Annotated in this window: 17 protein-coding genes; 6 read left to right on the top strand and 11 right to left on the bottom strand. The window is 63.0% G+C overall.

What is annotated here, in order from left to right; all coding sequences use genetic code 11:
* From bamA to ACIP21_RS28465, 4 genes are all read left to right on the top strand, one after another.
* The coding region (bamA, locus tag ACIP21_RS28450; RefSeq protein ID WP_400694906.1) for an outer membrane protein assembly factor BamA at window positions 1-1,248 on the top strand (1,248 nt) is incomplete at its 5' end.
* A gap of 254 nt (window positions 1,249-1,502) precedes the next feature.
* Window positions 1,503-1,847: a hypothetical protein gene (locus ACIP21_RS28455; protein ID WP_400694908.1), complete on the top strand. Its 345-nt coding sequence runs from the start codon at window positions 1,503-1,505 to the stop codon at window positions 1,845-1,847.
* A gap of 168 nt (window positions 1,848-2,015) precedes the next feature.
* Window positions 2,016-2,402 (top strand): hypothetical protein, encoded by a 387-nt coding sequence (locus ACIP21_RS28460; protein ID WP_400694909.1) that lies wholly within the window; start codon window positions 2,016-2,018, stop codon window positions 2,400-2,402.
* A gap of 153 nt (window positions 2,403-2,555) precedes the next feature.
* Window positions 2,556-3,170, top strand: a complete 615-nt coding sequence (locus ACIP21_RS28465) for a TetR/AcrR family transcriptional regulator (RefSeq protein WP_400694932.1) — start codon at window positions 2,556-2,558, stop codon at window positions 3,168-3,170.
* 18 nt (window positions 3,171-3,188) lie between these two features.
* Here ACIP21_RS28465 and ACIP21_RS28470 read toward each other — a convergent pair whose 3' ends face one another.
* The 6 genes from ACIP21_RS28470 to ACIP21_RS28495 all read right to left on the bottom strand — a co-directional run bounded on the left by ACIP21_RS28470 (window position 3,189) and on the right by ACIP21_RS28495 (window position 9,794).
* Entirely contained in the window at window positions 3,189-5,942 is a 2,754-nt protein-coding gene (locus ACIP21_RS28470; RefSeq protein WP_400694911.1) for an amino acid adenylation domain-containing protein, read from the bottom strand.
* A gap of 99 nt (window positions 5,943-6,041) precedes the next feature.
* Window positions 6,042-6,794 carry a DUF2063 domain-containing protein gene (locus ACIP21_RS28475; RefSeq protein WP_400694913.1) on the bottom strand — a complete coding sequence of 251 codons (753 nt, stop codon included), beginning with the start codon at window positions 6,792-6,794 and terminating at the stop codon, window positions 6,042-6,044.
* Window positions 6,787-7,632, bottom strand: coding sequence for a DUF692 domain-containing protein (locus ACIP21_RS28480; protein ID WP_400694914.1), 846 nt, complete (start codon window positions 7,630-7,632; stop codon window positions 6,787-6,789). Before ACIP21_RS28480 ends, ACIP21_RS28475 begins: the two co-directional genes overlap by 8 nt.
* A gap of 63 nt (window positions 7,633-7,695) precedes the next feature.
* The gene (locus ACIP21_RS28485) at window positions 7,696-8,223 is read right to left on the bottom strand and encodes a hypothetical protein (RefSeq protein ID WP_400694916.1); all 528 of its coding nucleotides are present in this window, start codon (window positions 8,221-8,223) and stop codon (window positions 7,696-7,698) included.
* A gap of 217 nt (window positions 8,224-8,440) precedes the next feature.
* A complete protein-coding gene (locus ACIP21_RS28490; RefSeq protein ID WP_400694934.1) occupies window positions 8,441-9,205 on the bottom strand; it encodes a hypothetical protein in 765 nt (254 codons plus the stop codon).
* Window positions 9,206-9,317: 112 nt separating this feature from the next.
* Window positions 9,318-9,794, bottom strand: coding sequence for an isochorismatase family protein (locus tag ACIP21_RS28495; protein WP_400694918.1), 477 nt, complete (start codon window positions 9,792-9,794; stop codon window positions 9,318-9,320).
* A 130-nt stretch (window positions 9,795-9,924) separates the two neighbouring features.
* Between ACIP21_RS28495 and ACIP21_RS28500 the strand changes: the two genes are divergently transcribed.
* Both ACIP21_RS28500 and ACIP21_RS28505 read left to right on the top strand, forming a co-directional pair.
* Window positions 9,925-10,776, top strand: coding sequence for a diguanylate cyclase domain-containing protein (locus ACIP21_RS28500; RefSeq protein ID WP_400694920.1), 852 nt, complete (start codon window positions 9,925-9,927; stop codon window positions 10,774-10,776).
* 171 nt (window positions 10,777-10,947) lie between these two features.
* Complete coding sequence (locus tag ACIP21_RS28505) at window positions 10,948-11,877, top strand: LysR family transcriptional regulator (RefSeq protein WP_400694922.1); 930 nt, start codon at window positions 10,948-10,950, stop codon at window positions 11,875-11,877.
* Here ACIP21_RS28505 and ACIP21_RS28510 read toward each other — a convergent pair.
* From ACIP21_RS28510 to ACIP21_RS28530, 5 genes are all read right to left on the bottom strand, one after another.
* Complete coding sequence (locus tag ACIP21_RS28510; RefSeq protein ID WP_400694924.1) at window positions 11,874-13,064, bottom strand: MFS transporter; 1,191 nt, start codon at window positions 13,062-13,064, stop codon at window positions 11,874-11,876. The two genes, ACIP21_RS28505 and ACIP21_RS28510, sit on opposite strands and share 4 nt — an antisense overlap.
* Before the next feature lie 104 nt (window positions 13,065-13,168).
* Window positions 13,169-13,402, bottom strand: a complete 234-nt coding sequence (locus ACIP21_RS28515) for a hypothetical protein (protein WP_400694925.1) — start codon at window positions 13,400-13,402, stop codon at window positions 13,169-13,171.
* 200 nt (window positions 13,403-13,602) lie between these two features.
* Window positions 13,603-14,805: an MFS transporter gene (locus ACIP21_RS28520; RefSeq protein ID WP_400694927.1), complete on the bottom strand. Its 1,203-nt coding sequence runs from the start codon at window positions 14,803-14,805 to the stop codon at window positions 13,603-13,605.
* Window positions 14,798-15,733, bottom strand: coding sequence for a diiron oxygenase (locus ACIP21_RS28525; RefSeq protein ID WP_400694929.1), 936 nt, complete (start codon window positions 15,731-15,733; stop codon window positions 14,798-14,800). Before ACIP21_RS28525 ends, ACIP21_RS28520 begins: the two co-directional genes overlap by 8 nt.
* A gap of 14 nt (window positions 15,734-15,747) precedes the next feature.
* Complete coding sequence (locus ACIP21_RS28530; RefSeq protein WP_400694930.1) at window positions 15,748-16,794, bottom strand: SagB family peptide dehydrogenase; 1,047 nt, start codon at window positions 16,792-16,794, stop codon at window positions 15,748-15,750.
* Window positions 16,795-16,908: the final 114 nt, after the last annotated feature.

Consider the following 16,908-nt stretch of genomic DNA (forward strand, 5'->3'; position numbering starts at 1 on the left):
GGCGGCTGGGCCTCGACCTACCTGATCGACCAGTCCAAGACCCGCCTGGAGCGCCTGGGCTTCTTCAAGGAAGTCAACGTCGAGACCCCGGCCGTAGCCGGTGTCGACGACCAGGTCGACGTGAACTACAGCGTCGAGGAACAGGCGTCCGGCTCGATCACCGCCAGCGTCGGCTTTGCCCAGAGCGCCGGCCTGATCCTCGGGGGCTCGATCAGCCAGAGCAACTTCCTCGGCACCGGTAACAAGGTGTCGATCGGCCTGACCCGGTCGGAATACCAGACCAAGTACAACTTCGGCTTCACCAACCCGTACTTCACCGAAGACGGCGTCAGCCTGGGCTACAACCTGTTCTACAGCAGCACCGACTACAGCGACTACTACGACGACGGTGTTTCCTACTACGCCATCAACAGCTACGGCGCCGGGGTGAACTTCGGCTACCCGATCAACGAAACCTCGCGCCTGACCTACGGCCTGACCCTGCAGCACGACGACATCAGCCCCGGCACCTACAGCGCCGACGAGATCTACGACTTCATCCAGCGCGAAGGCAAGAGCTTCAACAACCTCAAGGCCTCGATCGGCTGGTCCGAGTCGACCCTGAACAAGGGCGTGCTGGCCACCCGCGGCCACTCCCAGAGCCTGACCCTGATGGCCACCACGCCGGGCAGCGACCTGTCGTTCTACAAGGTCGACTACAACGGCCAGACCTTCCTGCCCGTGACCCAGGCCACCACCCTGCGCCTGCACACCACCCTGGGCTATGGCAACGGCTACGGCGCCACCAACGGCCTGCCCTTCTACGAAAGCTACACCGCCGGCGGCCAGGGCTCGGTACGTGGCTTCAAGGACGGCACCCTCGGCCCGCGCAGCACCCCGGCCACCGGCAACTACTCGGCCGCAGGCCAGGCCTACTACTCCGACCGCGACACCGACGTGCTGGGCGGCAACATCCTGGTCACCGGCGGTGCCGAGTACATCTTCCCGATGCCGTTCATCAAGAACCAGAGCCAGCTGCGCAGCTCGGTGTTCGTCGACGCCGGCAACGTGTATGCCGACACCTGCTACCTGTCCACCACCCAAGGCTGCGGCAACGTCGACCTGAACCAGCTGGCGGTGTCGCTGGGCGTTGGCGTGACCTGGTACAGCCCGATGGGGCCGCTGAGCTTCAGCCTGGCGGCGCCGCTGAAGAAGCCGGACAACGCCGAGACGCAGATCTTCCAGTTCTCCCTGGGCCAGACGTTCTGACCCACTGGAATGAGCGGGGCTCTTTTTGTAGGAGCGGCCTTGTGTCGCGAAAGGGCCGCAGAGCGGCCCCGACATTTTATGTGGTGAAGCAGATATCCAGGGGGCGCTTCGCACCCCTTTCGCGACACAAGGCCGCTCCTACAGACACTCCCACGCGGCCCACACAAATTACCCGCTTTTACCCTCGCTTAACCCAAGTTGACAGTCGCCTTGGCTAAGCTGGGATCCATACGACAAGCCTTTCAGGTAACCTCATGCCCCCCTTCGCCCCCACTGCGCTGGCCACGGCACTGCACGATGACGTGCACACCTCGCTGCTCGACCTGGTGCAACAGCGCCTGGCCGCCCTGCTCGGCCCGCGCTATACCGTCCTCCTCGCTGCCAGTGGCGACGCCCCCAGCCACTACCACCTGGCCATCCAGCACAGCCAGAGCGGCGTCTCGCTGGAAGACAGCGGCAGCATGGCCCCAGGTTTCGCCGAACACCTGTTGGCCTTGGGCGCTCAAGTGAAGGCCATGCTCGAATCGGACACCTTCGCCCGCATGGGCAGCGACGACCCGGCCCGCCCGCTGGTGTGGCTGCGCGACCACACCTGTTGACCCTGCAATGACCGCCGGTCGACCCGGTGCAGCTCACTAAACTGCTGACAGCTCAGAACTTTTCCCCATTAACTTGTCTATTGGGACATGCACACGCGTGCACCGGACGCTACCCGAAGGTGCCGTGTCGGTGCATGTCCCTATGTCAACCTGGGGTTGTCCTAGCACATGAACATCAAACTCCCGAGACTGCTGCTCACCAGCCTGTTCGCCCTTGCCGCCATCGGCTCGGCGCAGGCCACCACGATGCACGCCTCGAACCCTGCCCTGGCCCACGAAACGGCTGTCCAGGCACCCGCGCGCGCAGCCGAAAACCCATGGCCGAACCTGGCCAGCGTGGCCGATGCGCAACCGGCCACGATGCTGGCCCATGACGACCGCTACTGGCGCGATGGCCGCTGGCACTACCGCGGCGAGGACCGCCGCCGCGAAGAATGGCGCCGCGCCCAATGGCGCCGCGAGCAGGCCCGGCGTGAAGCCGAACGCCGTCGCGACTGGGAGCGCCACCATGACCGCGGCCACCACTACGACGACCACCGTTATCACCGCCGCTGAGCCACGCCCGTGAGTACCCTGTCGCCAGGCATACCGGCGACAGGGACTTGTTCTGAGACATTCGCTGTATAGTTTTGTATATTGCGCATTCCACCTCTTCCCGCGCACCGATCAGCGCATCGGGCGCCGTATGGAATCGTCGCCGTGTACATCATGCCGTTCGAACTGCCCAGGCAAACCGCCGATGGCGAGCCTGTGCGCAGGATCATTCTCGATGCCGCCAGCGAGGCGTTTGCCCAGCAGGGCTACGCCGCCACCAAGCTGTCGGTGATCGCCGCGCGGGCCAGCCTGCCGCGCTCCAACGTGCTCTATTACTTCAAGTCCAAGGCCAACCTGTACCTGCAGGTGCTGCAGGACATCGCCCCGGGTTACCTGCAAGCCTGTGCGCCGTTCCAGCGCGAGGACGAGCCGATGCAGGCCTTGAGCCGCACGGTCGTCTCGATGATCGCCCTGTTCGAAGGCCAGCCCTTCGCCTCGAAAGTGTTCCTGCAGGAGCTCAAGGAAGGTGGCCGGCGCATCCCCGGCGATTTCCTCGAACGCTGGGCGAGCCAGGCGCAGGCGAACACCGCACAGATCCGCCAGTGGATCGGCAGTGGCCAGATGGCTGCGGTCAACCCGGAACACGTATTGCCGTCGGTCTGGGCCATCGCCCAATCGTGCATCGACCGTGGCTGGCACCTCGCGCGCGGTGGTGCCCAGCCCATCGATTACAGGGCCGCCGCCAGCAGCTCATTACGCCTGCTGCTCAACGGCCTGGCGCCCGGCTAGGCTTGGCCGCTCCGCACCTCAGGTAACCTGCTCCAGCACCTGCGCCGCAGCCTTGCGCCGGCCTCTGCCACAGCGCAGCAGCACTGCGCGGCTGATGGCACTCCAGGCCAGCCCGACCGCGACCCCGCCAACCAGGGCCAGGGCCACCGCCAGAAGCGGCTGGTCACCGATGCGCCGGGCCACGGACTGGAACTGGAAGTGGGTCAGGTAGATGTACAAGGTCGACGAGGCGACCAGCGCCCCCGCCTTGGCCAGTACGCCCGGCAACGGTACCGCCCTGACCCAGATCAGCGCGAGCACCGCCGGCAAGGCGAGGTCGATATGCACGGCCTGGGACCACTGCGCCCAGCCGAAACCGATGATGGTCATGACCTCGCGCTCGCCGATCATCAACAACGCCACCGCACTCGCCAGCCATTTGCGCCGACGGCTGTCGGCAAAATGCACCGCCATGCCCAGCGCCATGACCCCCAGGTAATGCTGCGGCACCCGGTCGTGCAGGGCGCGTGCGTCGAACACGTACAGGCTCAGTAACACATCCGCCACCATCAGCCCGCAGGCCGCCAGCAGCAAGGTGCCGAACGGGTTGGCCATGATCCGCCGGCGTACCGGGCCGATCGACAGCACCAGGGCGAGGATCAGCACCATCTGCACCAGCACCTCGATGTACCAGTAGTTGAAATAGCCGACTTCAGCGACAGGGAACCAGTTGGACATCAGCAGCAGCGACTGCCAGTGCAGCTTGTCGAACAGCAATTGCACCAGCCCCGTGTACAGCAACGTCGGCACGGCGATGGCGGCCATGGACTTGAGCAGCGAACGGGCATCGCCGCGCCTCTCGACGAGGTTGAGCTGGAAGCGCGCCAGGCCGACCCCGGAGACCAGGTACAGCGCGGTGGTCTCACCCATCAGCAGGCCACTTTCGAAAAGCCCCAGGTGCCCGGCGACGATGGTGATGATCGCGACCATGCGCAGGAATACCGTGATGTCCATGTCACGCAAAGGCGGCCGTGGCCGCTGCGCCAGCTCGGCCAGCTCGCGCACCGGGCGCGTCTCCCACTGGGCCGGCAGTTGCCCGAGCCTTTCTTCCAGCACCTGCGAGGCCTGAACGAAGGTCAGCGAGTCACCGCCCAGCTCGATGAAACTCAGGTTGGCATCGATGCTCGGCACCTGGAGGATCTTCGCCCAGGCGTCGACCAGCTGTTGCGCGGCAGGCGACAGCGCCTGGGCAGCGGGTGCGCTGTCGACCCCGGATAGCGTCAAGGCGCGTCTGTCGACCTTGCCATTGGGGGTGAGCGGGATGGCATCGAGAAAGACGAACTGCGCCGGCACCATGTAGTCCGGCAACTGCAGCGCCAGGGCCTGGCGCAGCTGCGCGCCGCTCACCGGCTGCGCCGCAACGCAGTAGGCCACCAGCCTGGGTGCCGGGTGGTCACGATCGAGCGACACCACACACTGCCTGACCTGCGCCAGGCCGGCCAGGGCGCATTCGATTTCGCCCAGCTCGATGCGGTGCCCGCGGATCTTCACCTGGCTGTCACCGCGCCCAAGGAAATCGACGCTGCCGTCGGCCAGGTAGCGGCCCAGGTCGCCGGTGCGGTAGCAGCGATCGTCCGCGCGCCCGGTAAACGGGTTGGCCACGAACTTCTGCGCGGTGAGCGCAGGATCTTGCCAGTAGCCCAGCGACAGGTACGGGCTGCGGATCAGGATCTCGCCCTCCTCGCCTTCCACCGCCAGTTGATTGCCAGCATTCACCACCAGCAGCTGCGCGCCGTCGATGCCCTTGCCCAGCGGCACCCGCTGGCCCGGCGCCAGCCCTTCGAGCGGGTGGAAGGCCATGGCCTGGGGGGTTTCCGTGGTGCCGTAGAAGTTGACGTTGCGGGCGTTGGGCGCCATCTGCCGAACCTGCTCGTACTGCCCGGCTCCCAGCGCATCGCCGCCCCAGAACAGGTAGCGCACGTGCGGCAGCACTCGCCCGCCGGCCTCGATCAGTTTGCCCAGCGGCGGCGTCAGGTGCAGGGTCGAAACACGTTGCCGGTGTATCCAGTCAGCCAATTGCGACGGGTCGAGCAAAGTCGACTGGGCCGGGCAGCACACCGTGGCACCGATCGACAATGGCGTGAACACGTCGCGGTACACCGGGTCGTGGCCCAGGCCCGAGAGCAGGGAAAACCGGTCATCCTGGGTAAAGCCGTGGCGTTGCACGTGCCATTCGATGAAGTGCACCAGCGGCGCATGATGGGTCAGCACGCCCTTGGGCACGCCGGTGCTGCCGGAGGTGAAGGTAACGTAGGCCGGCTGCGCGGGACTCACCTGTGGCAGGCGGGTCGCCGTATCGGGGAAGGCCCGCAGCGCCGCTTGCGGCGCCTCCGGCACCTTGAGCCCGGACGCCAGTTCGGCGTCGCCACACAGCAGGATGCAGGCCGGTTGCAGCGTCTGGATGATCTGCTCGATGCGCGCTGGCGGATAGGCAACGTCGGCTACCGTGAACGTCAGCCCGGCGCGCAGGGCGCCAAGCATGGCATAGATCAGGCCTGCGCAGCGGCTGGCGACGATCACTACCCGATCCTGCGCCTGCGCGCCGCTGGCCAGCAAAGTGGCGGCGATGCCGTGGCTGATGCGTTCCAGCTGGGCGTAGCTGCAGCTCACGCTGGGGGCGATGATCGCCGGTGTTTCGGGACACCGCCGAGCCTGCTGGAGAAAGTCGCCGAAAATCGGGCGTTCAGCCCTGTAATCCAGGTCGAGCATCGGGTTCGGGCGCAGGTCCGGCATGATGTCGGTCTACCACGGGCGGGATTTCCTGAACGCTAGTGCACGCCGGCGTGCTACGCCAATACTGCTGGTCGGGGCAGATTGCCAGTAGCCGCTTCCTCAAGCTGACTCGATCCCCACAGGGATTGTGCCAAGCACCACGTTTTGAGCTTTCAGCTGATTCAGCAGCTGCAGAGCTTGCCCTTGAAGGCTCGCCGGCTCGACGCCAACCACCGCAGCCAGCGCCGCGCAGTGTTCACGACCGCTGCGCGCGTGCTGCTGCAATGACATCAACAGCGCATGGGCCAACGGCGCCAGGCGCGAGAACTGCACGTCATGGTCACTTCCCCGGCAGGCCAGCAGCAAGGTCGGCTCCACTGGCGCTTCCTGCGGTAGATGCCCAGGCCCGATCTGGCTGACCGGCCAGGCATAGGCCAGCGGCAAGGCCAGGTTGGACAGCACCGGTACGCCTTCAAGCAGGTCGCCTTCCGGGTCATGCTCGGGCTGTGCATCGTCGCCCAGCAGCAGCACCGTCTCGATCCACTCGTAATGGGCCAGTTCCGCAACCCACCCAGGCAGGTCGGCACGCTGTTGCAGGTAGTCCACCAGCTCGCCAGCCACCTCGGTGAACAGCGGGGTCTGACAGCGGTGACGGGCGTAGAAGTCTTCCATCAGCGCCAGCCACTGCCCGGCGCCCAGGCTGGCGTGCAGCACCGGGAAACTGCCGGCCAGCAACGCCTGCACATTGCCGAAAAACAGCTGCCGGTACACCGCCAGGCGCCGTGCCTCGATGCCGGGCGGCGGCGGGTTGGCCTGCGGGTCGCGGATATGCCCGGTCATGCACAACTGCTGCGCGCGCAGGGTCTCAGCCATGGCGCACCTCCAGGGTCTGGGCGCCGGCCTGCAGGTCGCGGATACAGGCCACTTCCTCGAGCAATTCGGCCACAGGCGGCAGGTTGAAATCGCGTTCGAGCAAGGTCGGTACATTGCCCAGGTGCTGGTAGGCGCTGGCCAGCAACTGCCAGACGTCGGGCCGCACACTGGCGCCATGGGTGTCGATCTTCAGGTCCGGGGCTTCGTCGTAATGCCCGGCCACGTGCAGGCAGGCCACCCGTTCGGCCGGCACCTGGGCGAGAAATTCCGCCGCGTCGTAGCGGTGGTTGCAGGCGTTGACCACCACGTTGTTGATGTCCAGCAGCAGATCGCAGTCGGCTTCGTTCAGCACCGCTTGCAGGAAATCGATCTCGCTCATCGCCTGGAATGGTGCGGCGTAGTAGGAAATGTTCTCCACGGCGATACGGCGGCCGAGGGCATCCTGCACTTCACGGATGCGCGCGGCGGTGTGGCGCACGGCTTCATCGGTGAACGGCAGGGGGATCAGGTCGTACAGGTGGCCATCATCAGCGCAATAGCTCAGGTGCTCGCTGAACAGCGGTACCTGGTAACGGTCGAGGAAGCCACGGATCTGGCGCAGGAAGTGGTGGTCCAGTGGTGCCGGGCCACCCAGCGACAGCGACAGGCCATGGCAGGCCAGCGGAAAGCGTTCGGCCAGTTGCGCCAGGCCCTCGCCGTAGCGGCCACCGACACCGATCCAGTTGTCCGGCGCGCATTCGAGAAAGTCCACGGCACCCGCGTCCAGGGTCAGCAGTTCGGGTAGCAGGGCCCGCCGCAGGCCAAGGCCGGCACCTTGCAGGGAAAGGGATGAGGTCATGGGGGAATGTCCTTGAGGTGATGCGCCTCCCCGGCCAACGCCGCGGGGAGGCGCCGACGCCGGTCAGTTCTTGGCCTGGCTCAGCTTGCTGTACAGGTCGCTGGGGAACGGGTTGCCGTTGGCGTCGAACTGGTGCTTGCGGTACTGGTACACCTCGGCCTCGGACAGGAAGCCGTCGTGGTTGGCGTCGATCTTGTCGAACTCGGCACCTGCGCCTGGGGCAACGGCCAGCAGCTCGGCGCGCGATACGCGGCCATCGTGATCGGCATCGGTGCGGGCGAAGGAGGCGTCACCGCACTTGCCTTCACCGCACTTGCCTTCGGCCTGGGTGACCTTGCCTTTGGCACCGCTGGCGCCGCACTTGCCCTCGCCGCACTTGCCTTCGCCCTGGGTGGCCTTGGCTTTCGCACCACTGGCACCGCACTTGCCTTCGCCACATTTGCCCTCCCCGGTCTTTTCCGCCGCGGCGAGCTGATAACCCTGTGGCAGTGCCTCCACGGCGAAGGCCGAAGCGGCCATGTTGAGGCCACCGACCAGGGCAATGCCGAGCAGGCCGAGGCGGGTCTTGTTGGAGCGCTGGATACGGGTCATGGTGATTCTCCTGATAGTCATACGGTCATGCCGTTAGGGCTTGTAAGCCAGTGAACGCAGGCCGTTGGGCTTGTCCGTTCGGGCTGTGCCATTTGGCCTCAGGCATGTATCGGTGGCGTATCGATCAGGAGCGGCTTTTGTATGCGAACCCTTGTAATGGCATGGGAGATACAGAGAGATACAAGGTTGGCGCACCAATCGGTGCGCCAGGTGTTGCTCAGCGCCGGTCCAGCAACCGGGCCAGGGCGAACGTCGCGACCACCGCCAGCACCACGGCCGCAGCGATGGCGGGCAAGGTGCCCCACTGAGCGATGGTGGCGTTTACGGCCAGATAGAAACCCAGCACGCCCACGGCGCCAATGGCATTGCCGCGCACGATCGCGCCCAGCTCATGGTGCCCGCCCTGCACATGGGCGAACACCGCCAGCGGCCAGGCGATCACCGGGATCGGCGCCAACAGGCCGCTGGCCACCGGCCCGAGCCATTCGGCACTGGCGGTGATCGCCAGCAGCAGCAGGGTCGCGGTCAGCATGCGCAGCGGGATCACCCAGCGCGGCAGTTGCACCACCTTGGCATCGGCCGGCGCCACCTGCCGCGAGGTCACCAGGATGATCAGGCTCAACAGTGCCAGCGTTACCCCTACCGACAGCGCCACCAAGTGCAGGTGGCTCATCAGCGCGGCACTGGCGGCGTACACCACGAGCGCGGCAATGCACGCGGGAAACGCCGGCAGCCGCCGGGTCACCCGGTAATAGAACAGGTAGGTCGCCTGCACCGCTGCCAGCCCCGCCAGCGCGCCCGGCACGGCCTGCAAGGCGAAGCCCGGGCCCTGCTCGAGGCTGAGGAACAGCATGACCAGCGCCGAGGTGACCGGCAGCCCGGACAGCAGCCCGCCGATTTTCGTGCCCCAGCGCTTGGACGCCAGCGAGATGGCCAGCATCAGGGTGGGAGTGATGAGGAACTTGAGGTAGAAGGCAGTCATGGCAGGCAAGGCAGATTCAAGGAAGGGATAGGCCCTGCGCTTCTGGCACGGGGCACGGGCCGAGCACCATGCTAATGGAATCGCACGGGCGCCAGGCAGTTTTTTTGCCGCCTCAAGCCAGCCCGGCCAGCACCTCGGCGCGCGTGGTGACATGCTGGAAGTGATGCTTCCACAAATCGATGCCCAACTTCCCGGAACGGTCCAGCGAGGAGCCCACCGTCAGGTCGGTCACCAGCGTCGGCGTCAGCCCCGCATCGAACAGGGCGAAGCCTGCCGCCAGCACGCAGGTTTCGGTCTGCATGCCGCACACCAGCACCCGCTCCACGCCCAGTTGCCTGATGGCCTCGAGGGTTTGCGCGGTCTGCCCGTAGCCGTGCTTGATGAACACCTGGTCCACCTCGATCAGGCACTCGTCCTCGGCCGCCGGGTGCCAGCCCAACTGGCGCTGGAACGGCGTGACCTGCTCGTCGTGCAGTTCCACCGAGGCGAACGAGGGGATCTTCGCCGACAACAGGCGGATGCCATCGACCAGCCACTCGGGTGGGCTGAAGGTGGACTGGACATCGACGATGAGCAGAACCTGCTGCATGTGCACTCCTGGGTACGGAAAACGGGCGCGAAGTATATCCGCAAGCGGCCTGACAATGCGCACTGGTGGAACCGCCCCGCCCCTGTGTATGCTGCCTGCGCCCGAGCCCTCCGTAACGGACGCCCGCCCCATGCCCGTTGACCTGCAAGCGCTTTCTTCCAAGCTGATCCAGCTGATGCTGGACACCGTGTTCGTGGTCGACCGGGACAACACCATCGTCTTCGTCAGCAACGCCTGCGAGGCGCTGCTCGGCTACCGCGCCGACGAACTGATCGGCACACCGATCACCCGCTACATGCACCCCGACGACCTGGAGGCGACCCGCGCCTCGATCATCCGCGTGATGAACGGCCAGTCGCACCAGGACTTTCGCAACCGCTACCTGCGCAAGGATGGCAGCGTGGTGCACATTCTCTGGGCAGCCTCCTGGTCCGAGGAGGTCGGCGCACGCATCGGCGTGGCGCGCAACGTGACGGCGCTGACCCGGGCCGAGGAGGAACTGCGCTTCCTCGCCCACCACGACCCGCTGACCCGGCTGGGCAACCGTTCGCTGTTCAACCAGCGCCTGAGCACCGCCCTGCGCCGGCAGCAGCCGCTGGCGCTGCTGTTTCTCGACATCAACGACTTCAAGGGCATCAACGACAGGCACGGGCATGCCATGGGCGACCGCGTGCTGTGCGCGGTGGCGCGGCGCCTGGAAGCCTGCGTGGGCCCTGATGACAGCGTGGCACGGATGGGCGGCGACGAGTTCACCGTGTTGCTGACCGAGGTGACCTCGCCCACGGCCGTGGCCGAGAAGGTGGCCCTGGTGCTGGCGGCCATGGCGCAGCCGCTGGGTTGGGAGTATGCCGGGCTGGCCATGCCGTCGTGCAGCATCGGCGTGGCCAGCTACCCCGAGGATGGGCAGGACATCGACACCCTGCTCAATCGCGCCGATGACGATATGTATCGCCAGAAGCGGCGCAGGTCTGTAACTGGGTGATGCCTGCACCGGCCTCTTCGCGGGTAAACCCGCTCCCACAGGGATCTCCATCAGCCTTGTGGGAGCGGGTTTACCCGCGAAGAGGCCGGTGCAGGCACTAAAGAATTCTGGTTGATACACAACGGTCTTTTGCCGATCATCAAGCACCAGATTCACCAATGGACCACCCCGATGCATTCCTCAGAACGGCTCAAGGGCCTCGATGTCTTCGTCGCCGTCGCCGACCTGGGCAGCTTCGCCGCCGCCGCCGAACGCCTCAACCTCACCAGCTCGGCCATCAGCAAGAGCATCGCCCGCCTGGAGGGCCGCCTGGGCACGCGCCTGCTGCACCGTACCACCCGGACCCTGGCACTGACCGAAGCCGGCATCACCTTCTACCGCACCTGCACCTCGGTGCTGGCCGACCTGGAAGACGTCGAGCAGGCGCTCAAGGCCGAAGGTGACGAACCCCACGGCAAGGTGCGCATCGACCTGCCCGCCTCGTTCGGTCGCCTGCACGTGCTGCCGCTGATCATGGACTTCATCCGCCTGCACCCGCTGCTGCAGCCGCACATCTCGTTCTCCGACCGTTTCATCGACCCGCTCCACGAAGGCATCGACATCGTCGTGCGCATCGGCGGGCCGGATACCTGGCCAGAGGGTCTCGGCCACCAGTACTTCGGCGCCCAGCGCCTGATCTTCTGCGCCGCTCCGGCGTACCTGGCACGGCATGGCGCGCCGACCAGCGACCGCGACCTCGAGCAGCACCACTGCGTCGGCTACGGCCACAGCGATGGCCAGGTCAGCCCGTGGTTCTTCAAGGGCCGCCAGCCGGGCGAAATGGAGCGGCGCACGCCGCAGGCACGGATCGCCGTGGGCGATGGCGAGGGCGAAGTGGCGGCCGTGCTTGGCGGCCACGGCATCGGCCAACTGCCAACCTGGCTCACCCAGCGCCACATCGACCAGGGCACGCTGGTGGAAGTGCTGCCGGACCTGGCCACCAACGGCCTGCCGATGAACCTGGTGTGGTTGAAAAGCCGCGAGAACCTGCCCAAGGTCCGCGCCCTGCTCGACTACCTGCTGCCACGGCTGGCGCCCCACGGCACCCGCCAGGCCGATTAGCGCCCTGCGGACAGGCGGCGCACCACTGGCGTCAGCAGCAACGCCAGCAGCGCGACGGCCGCCGCTACATACCCCAGGTACTCGAGCCCCAGGTGGGTGATGGTCATTGCCCCGACGATGGCGCCAATGCCGATACCGGCGTTGGCCGCCGACACATTGCTGGTACCCGCCAGCGCCTGAGCATGGCTGACCGACTGCATCACCCGCACCTGGCTGACCGGGTACAGCGCCGTGTTGGCGATGCCCCAGATGCCCAGCGCGATGCAGATTGCCCAACCGGCCTGGGCCAGCGGCGTGACGGCGGCCATGCCCAGGGCCAGCAACGCCAGGAACAGCGCCGTCGCCGTCAGCGGCGAGCGGTCGACCGCCCGCCCGCCGATCCAGTTGCCGACCAGGCCGATGGCACCAAAGCCCATCAGCCACCAGCCGATATGCGCCGGCGCCACCCCGGCGACACGTTCGAGGATGTCGCCCAGGTAGGTGTAGGCGATGAACATGGCGCTGAACACCAATACCGAAAGCAGCACGTTGGCCAGGAAGGCGGGCTCCTTGAAGATCCGCGCCTGCTTGCGCAAGTCGATGCGGGCGCTGCGCGCCACCTTCGGCATGCACGCCCACATGGCCACGGCCATCAGCAGCGACAACCCGGCCAGCAACCCGAACGCCCCACGCCAGCCAATCGCATTGGCCGCCACGGTCCCCAGGGGAATGCCCAGCAGCATGGCGGCCGAAATACCCAGGTAGACCTTGGAGATCGCCTGGCCAGCGCGTTGCGGGCCGGCCAGTTGCCCGGCCGTTTCGCTGGCAGTCCCCCAGAACACCGGCAATGCCAGCGCCGGGATGAACCGTGCCACGGCCAGCACCCAGAAGCTGCTGGACACCGCAGCCAGGGCGTTGGACGCCGCGAACAGCAGCAGAATGGCGATGAACAGCTGCTTGCGGTCAAGGTGAGACAGCAGCGCCGTCAGCGGCGGGCCAAACACCATCACGGTAAAGGCGAACAGCGTCACCAGTTGCCCGGCGACGGCGATGGAAATGCCCAGGTCCCTGGCCATCGCCGGCAACAAGCCGACAATCAGAAATTCGGTGGTGACGATCAGGAAGGCGGAAAACGCCAGGATGGCAATGCTGAGGGTGGCGTTGCGTGAGGCGCAGGCCACCTCGGCGGTTGATTCGAAAGCAGACATGGCGAGGGGAAACTCCAATCAGAATCCCCGGAGTTTATTGATTATCCGCGTTCCGATCCCTGGCACTTTTTCATCTATCCAGGGAACTGGATTCATCAATGCCGCTACTGCACCAGGATGGCTTCGTGCACGGCAATGGTCGGTATCGCCTCGACGCTGCGTTGAAGTTGCAGCCATTGGCGCATCTTCTCGGCATCGAAGATCTGCCCCTCGTCCATCATCGACAGGATCAACGCCTGAGACATTCGGTAACACCCGCACTGGGCGCACTTGCGCTCTTCCCAACCGGCCAGGCAATCGATGGATTCGGCATGACCCGCGCAGATCAGGCAACTCATGGAACCTCCTCATGCAGGGCATAAGTGGAGAAAAGTGTGCCATTCGCTACACAAGCATGGCGGATGGGAAGTTGCATGAGAATTTCATGCCAACTACGCTGATTAAGATCCCGAACCACCCGTCTTCATGGGCAAGAGGCCTCGCCGGTGCTGTGCCAGTGTCGGTGAAACTGGCAACGAAACCCAGGCCATTATCCAAGTTACCGGACCTTGAGGAATGGCGCGTTGCGTTCCAGCCCACCGAGATAAACAAGCAAGCCGCAGCCCACGAGGCTAGAGGCTATGAAGCCTAACGCCAAACTCAACGGCAAGCTGTTCTCTATCGATGCGAGCAGCATGCTGATACCCCCACCGAAGGCAAAAAGCAGCGTGTTGTTGAGCGATGCAGCTGCACCTGCACGCTCAGAGTGGTGGCCCAGTGCATGGCTCGTGGCAGCTGGCCGAACAATAGTTGTGCCAATGCTACAAAGCGTCAACGGTAACAACAGGCTCACTGCTGAAAGCGCATTCACCAAAACAACCAGACACAGCACACTTCCAGCCAGACCGATGAGTGCGAACCCCCAACCGATCTGTGCCTGCAGGGTAATCCGACGGTTCAGCCGACTGGCTATGAACCCGCCAATCATATAGGCCAGCCCATACCCGAGGAACACCATGGCAAAAGCGAAGGCGGTAAGCCCCAACTGCCCCATGAGCAACATCGGGGAAACAACCACGAAGGAAAAATGACAGGCGAACGCCAGACACGAAAATGACGAGCTCACGATAAATACGCGATCCTTGAGTAGCACCCGATAGGTACTCAACATGCCTAGGCCGCCATTGGGTTTCGGTTCGTCTTTCAACAACAGGGCGCAGAGAATCAGCACGATCACTGCAAGTAGGATAAACACCTTAAAACTGCCTTCCCACCCGAAATATTGCTGAAGCACACTGCCAACAAGCGGCGAAAGTGAAATGAACAGGCCGCTGATACTGGTCATCAAGATACGCATCGCATTTCGCTGATGGCCACTGTACATGTCCTGCACCAATGCCTGGCTGAGCACGAAGCAGCCGCATCCAACCGCCTGTAAAAGACGAAATACCATGAAGCCTTCATAGCCTGTTGTGAGGATACACCCCAGAGCCCCGATGACCGATACAACCAGCCCGGCAATCAGCAACCGTTTCCGACCCATACGATCCGAAAGCGGGCCAATGATCGTTTGCGAGAGGGCTACTCCGATCGCGAAGAGGCTGATCGAATAGGCAATGTACTTTGAATCGACATTGAACTCCCGGGCCAACGAAGGTACGGAGGGCAAGATGACATCCAGAGGGAACACACCGAGCAAGCTGATTAGCAGGAGCAATGGCACATAAAAATTGACACGCCATGGGGAGAATTGTTTAACCATCAATAAAACCCTCCTTCTTAAAACGGCAAAAATATGAAACATTCGAGAGCAAGTCTGTGCGCCTTATGGCGTTGAGCGTCAACTGCAAAGTAGCAGGCATCCGGAGACGCCAGTTCTGCCTGAGAAAACGGACAGCGCCCTCACAGCAAACAGCCGCATCCTTTAACTGAAACCTCGCAAACGGAATGTCTGGCCGACAAAAAATACGCAGCCCCACGATCAACGTATTGACTATGAATTCTCTTTCGGTATCCGAGGCCTGTTGCCATACCGTTGCGAAACAGCCGGCAAAAAAAACCGAGTGCCTGGCCTCATCATGCAAATGGTCTTTCAACATGTTGAAAACGGGCAAAATCAGCTCATCTCGAGTCAACAACGACAGCGCTTGCGTTATGACAGTTTCCGAAATAAACGCCATGACAAACAGGCCAAGCGCTTCATCACCGCGACCGCAGGTTGCTAAGAGGTCATTAAAATGTTTCAAACGTGTAGAGCGGAACCTGCTCAACTTAAAGTAGGTAGCAACTTGCTCAGCCAAGTCATTGGAGAACAAAGCGTGATAGCCTTCATCCGTGTACAGTTTTAACGCCGCATTCCGCTCATCGGGCGAAAAGAATCCAGACAAGTCGCCCTGAACCATACACGTGACAGCTCTGTTGACGAGAGCAACCTCTAGCTCAGTGGTGTAATCTAAAAAATACAATAAGCACCTAATATGCAGCTTGCGAAGTCCGTGAACAGGCAAGCCTTTTACTTCAGGGTATCCGGTGAGCGGAACCAATGCAGTCGGGAACCATAAACTCGGCTCGGCCTGCAGGCAATCTTTCTTCGAGAGCGCATAGGCGTAAGGGCGGGTACGTACAGAACTGGAACTGTCCCACGCGTCGAAGGCCATGAGCGATCGATTCACTGCTTTTTTCTGTTTCATCGAGACGGTGTCCTCTACCGAGCAAGCTCCCTCAGGCTTTCAGGTGTCGCCTCACCACTGGCGTAACCACAACCTACAAAAAAGAGCACCTGCTCATGAGCATTCTCTAATTTCAAAAGGGGTTCTATTTCCTTCTCGCATAACGCCCCGGTCAACCACGTCCCCAACCCAAGGGACGTACTCATGAGCTGAAACGTCTGAGCGACATGCCCAACTTCCAGCAACGCATTCCTATAGGCACGGGAGTGCTCATACTTCCACCACAGCTTGTCGAACCTAGAGGTGAAAAATACGCCAACTGGCAGATTATTTGCAAAATGCTGCCCCGACAGCAGCGCCCCCAATTGCGGGATATCAACCGACTTTAGAAGCAACCGATTGCTGGCGGCCTCATAGTAATAGAGCCCCTTATCAAGGCCGTCTACATTATTCGCCAATACATAGCCTTCGGTTGAATTCAATCCTCCACCCGATGGGCTGCAGCGGCGCTTTCGAAATGCATCAGGCAATCCACAACTCTCAGGAAGCTCTCGCTCATCTACAAAACCCAATGTGTACTGCAGGATTTTCGCCAAGCTCTCCAAGCGGAGAGGAAAATCAAGAAACTCCCGGACAGTCGAACGGCGCAACAGTACCTTTTCGAGTTCCCCTTCGCAGGTTCTTGAGGGTAACGGGATGCCTGATTCAGCGCCCGAATGCTGGCGCTCCAACGGAACCTGTTTTTGCCATAGGCTTTCACAATGCTCCAGATAGAGCTTCGCCCACGCTGTTTCATCCACAGGCACATCTTCCAAAGGAATATTTTTTGTGCCGAAGTGATAGATCCTAGAGAGCACGTCCCAACCCCAAGCCTCAGTGGATTCTTGATCAACTTTCACAACCCCCGCGGAAATCAGCGCCTGATCAATTGCGCAGGCCTGATCAACGCAACCAGGGTTCTCAATTAAATACATCAGACGCTGCGCGTGAGCGGTCGACATTTCATACTGTTTGTGCGCCTGGAAGTCCCAGCAAATCAGGGTTGAGTCAACCACAATAAAAAAGCAATCTTTACTGATCATCTGCTTCTCCACTGGCTGACTAGGCTCTGTACGAAATCCCGAGAAACCTAATCTTCTCTCCTCCAGCGCTGAGATTTTGTAGAGTCACGCGCCATTAACGGAAAGGAATTCTGT

The sequence above is a fragment of the Pseudomonas sp. NPDC089401 genome, assembly GCF_044749485.1.
Lineage (GTDB): Bacteria > Pseudomonadota > Gammaproteobacteria > Pseudomonadales > Pseudomonadaceae > Aquipseudomonas.

Excerpts from the sequence above, each read along its gene's own strand:
- ACIP21_RS28500 (WP_400694920.1), top strand. The coding sequence starts at position 9,925 with ATGCCCGTTGACCTGCAAGCGCTTTCTTCCAAGCTGATCCAGCTGATG.
- ACIP21_RS28505 (WP_400694922.1), top strand. The coding sequence starts at position 10,948 with ATGCATTCCTCAGAACGGCTCAAGGGCCTCGATGTCTTCGTCGCCGTC.
- ACIP21_RS28525 (WP_400694929.1), bottom strand. The coding sequence starts at position 15,733 with ATGAAACAGAAAAAAGCAGTGAATCGATCGCTCATGGCCTTCGACGCG.
- ACIP21_RS28475 (WP_400694913.1), bottom strand. The coding sequence starts at position 6,794 with ATGGCTGAGACCCTGCGCGCGCAGCAGTTGTGCATGACCGGGCATATC.
- ACIP21_RS28510 (WP_400694924.1), bottom strand. The coding sequence starts at position 13,064 with ATGTCTGCTTTCGAATCAACCGCCGAGGTGGCCTGCGCCTCACGCAAC.
- ACIP21_RS28480 (WP_400694914.1), bottom strand. The coding sequence starts at position 7,632 with ATGACCTCATCCCTTTCCCTGCAAGGTGCCGGCCTTGGCCTGCGGCGG.
- ACIP21_RS28465 (WP_400694932.1), top strand. The coding sequence starts at position 2,556 with ATGCCGTTCGAACTGCCCAGGCAAACCGCCGATGGCGAGCCTGTGCGC.
- ACIP21_RS28490 (WP_400694934.1), bottom strand. The coding sequence starts at position 9,205 with ATGACTGCCTTCTACCTCAAGTTCCTCATCACTCCCACCCTGATGCTG.
- ACIP21_RS28495 (WP_400694918.1), bottom strand. The coding sequence starts at position 9,794 with ATGCAGCAGGTTCTGCTCATCGTCGATGTCCAGTCCACCTTCAGCCCA.
- ACIP21_RS28470 (WP_400694911.1), bottom strand. The coding sequence starts at position 5,942 with ATGCCGGACCTGCGCCCGAACCCGATGCTCGACCTGGATTACAGGGCT.
- ACIP21_RS28515 (WP_400694925.1), bottom strand. The coding sequence starts at position 13,402 with ATGAGTTGCCTGATCTGCGCGGGTCATGCCGAATCCATCGATTGCCTG.
- ACIP21_RS28485 (WP_400694916.1), bottom strand. The coding sequence starts at position 8,223 with ATGACCCGTATCCAGCGCTCCAACAAGACCCGCCTCGGCCTGCTCGGC.
- ACIP21_RS28530 (WP_400694930.1), bottom strand. The coding sequence starts at position 16,794 with ATGATCAGTAAAGATTGCTTTTTTATTGTGGTTGACTCAACCCTGATT.
- ACIP21_RS28460 (WP_400694909.1), top strand. The coding sequence starts at position 2,016 with ATGAACATCAAACTCCCGAGACTGCTGCTCACCAGCCTGTTCGCCCTT.
- ACIP21_RS28520 (WP_400694927.1), bottom strand. The coding sequence starts at position 14,805 with ATGGTTAAACAATTCTCCCCATGGCGTGTCAATTTTTATGTGCCATTG.
- ACIP21_RS28455 (WP_400694908.1), top strand. The coding sequence starts at position 1,503 with ATGCCCCCCTTCGCCCCCACTGCGCTGGCCACGGCACTGCACGATGAC.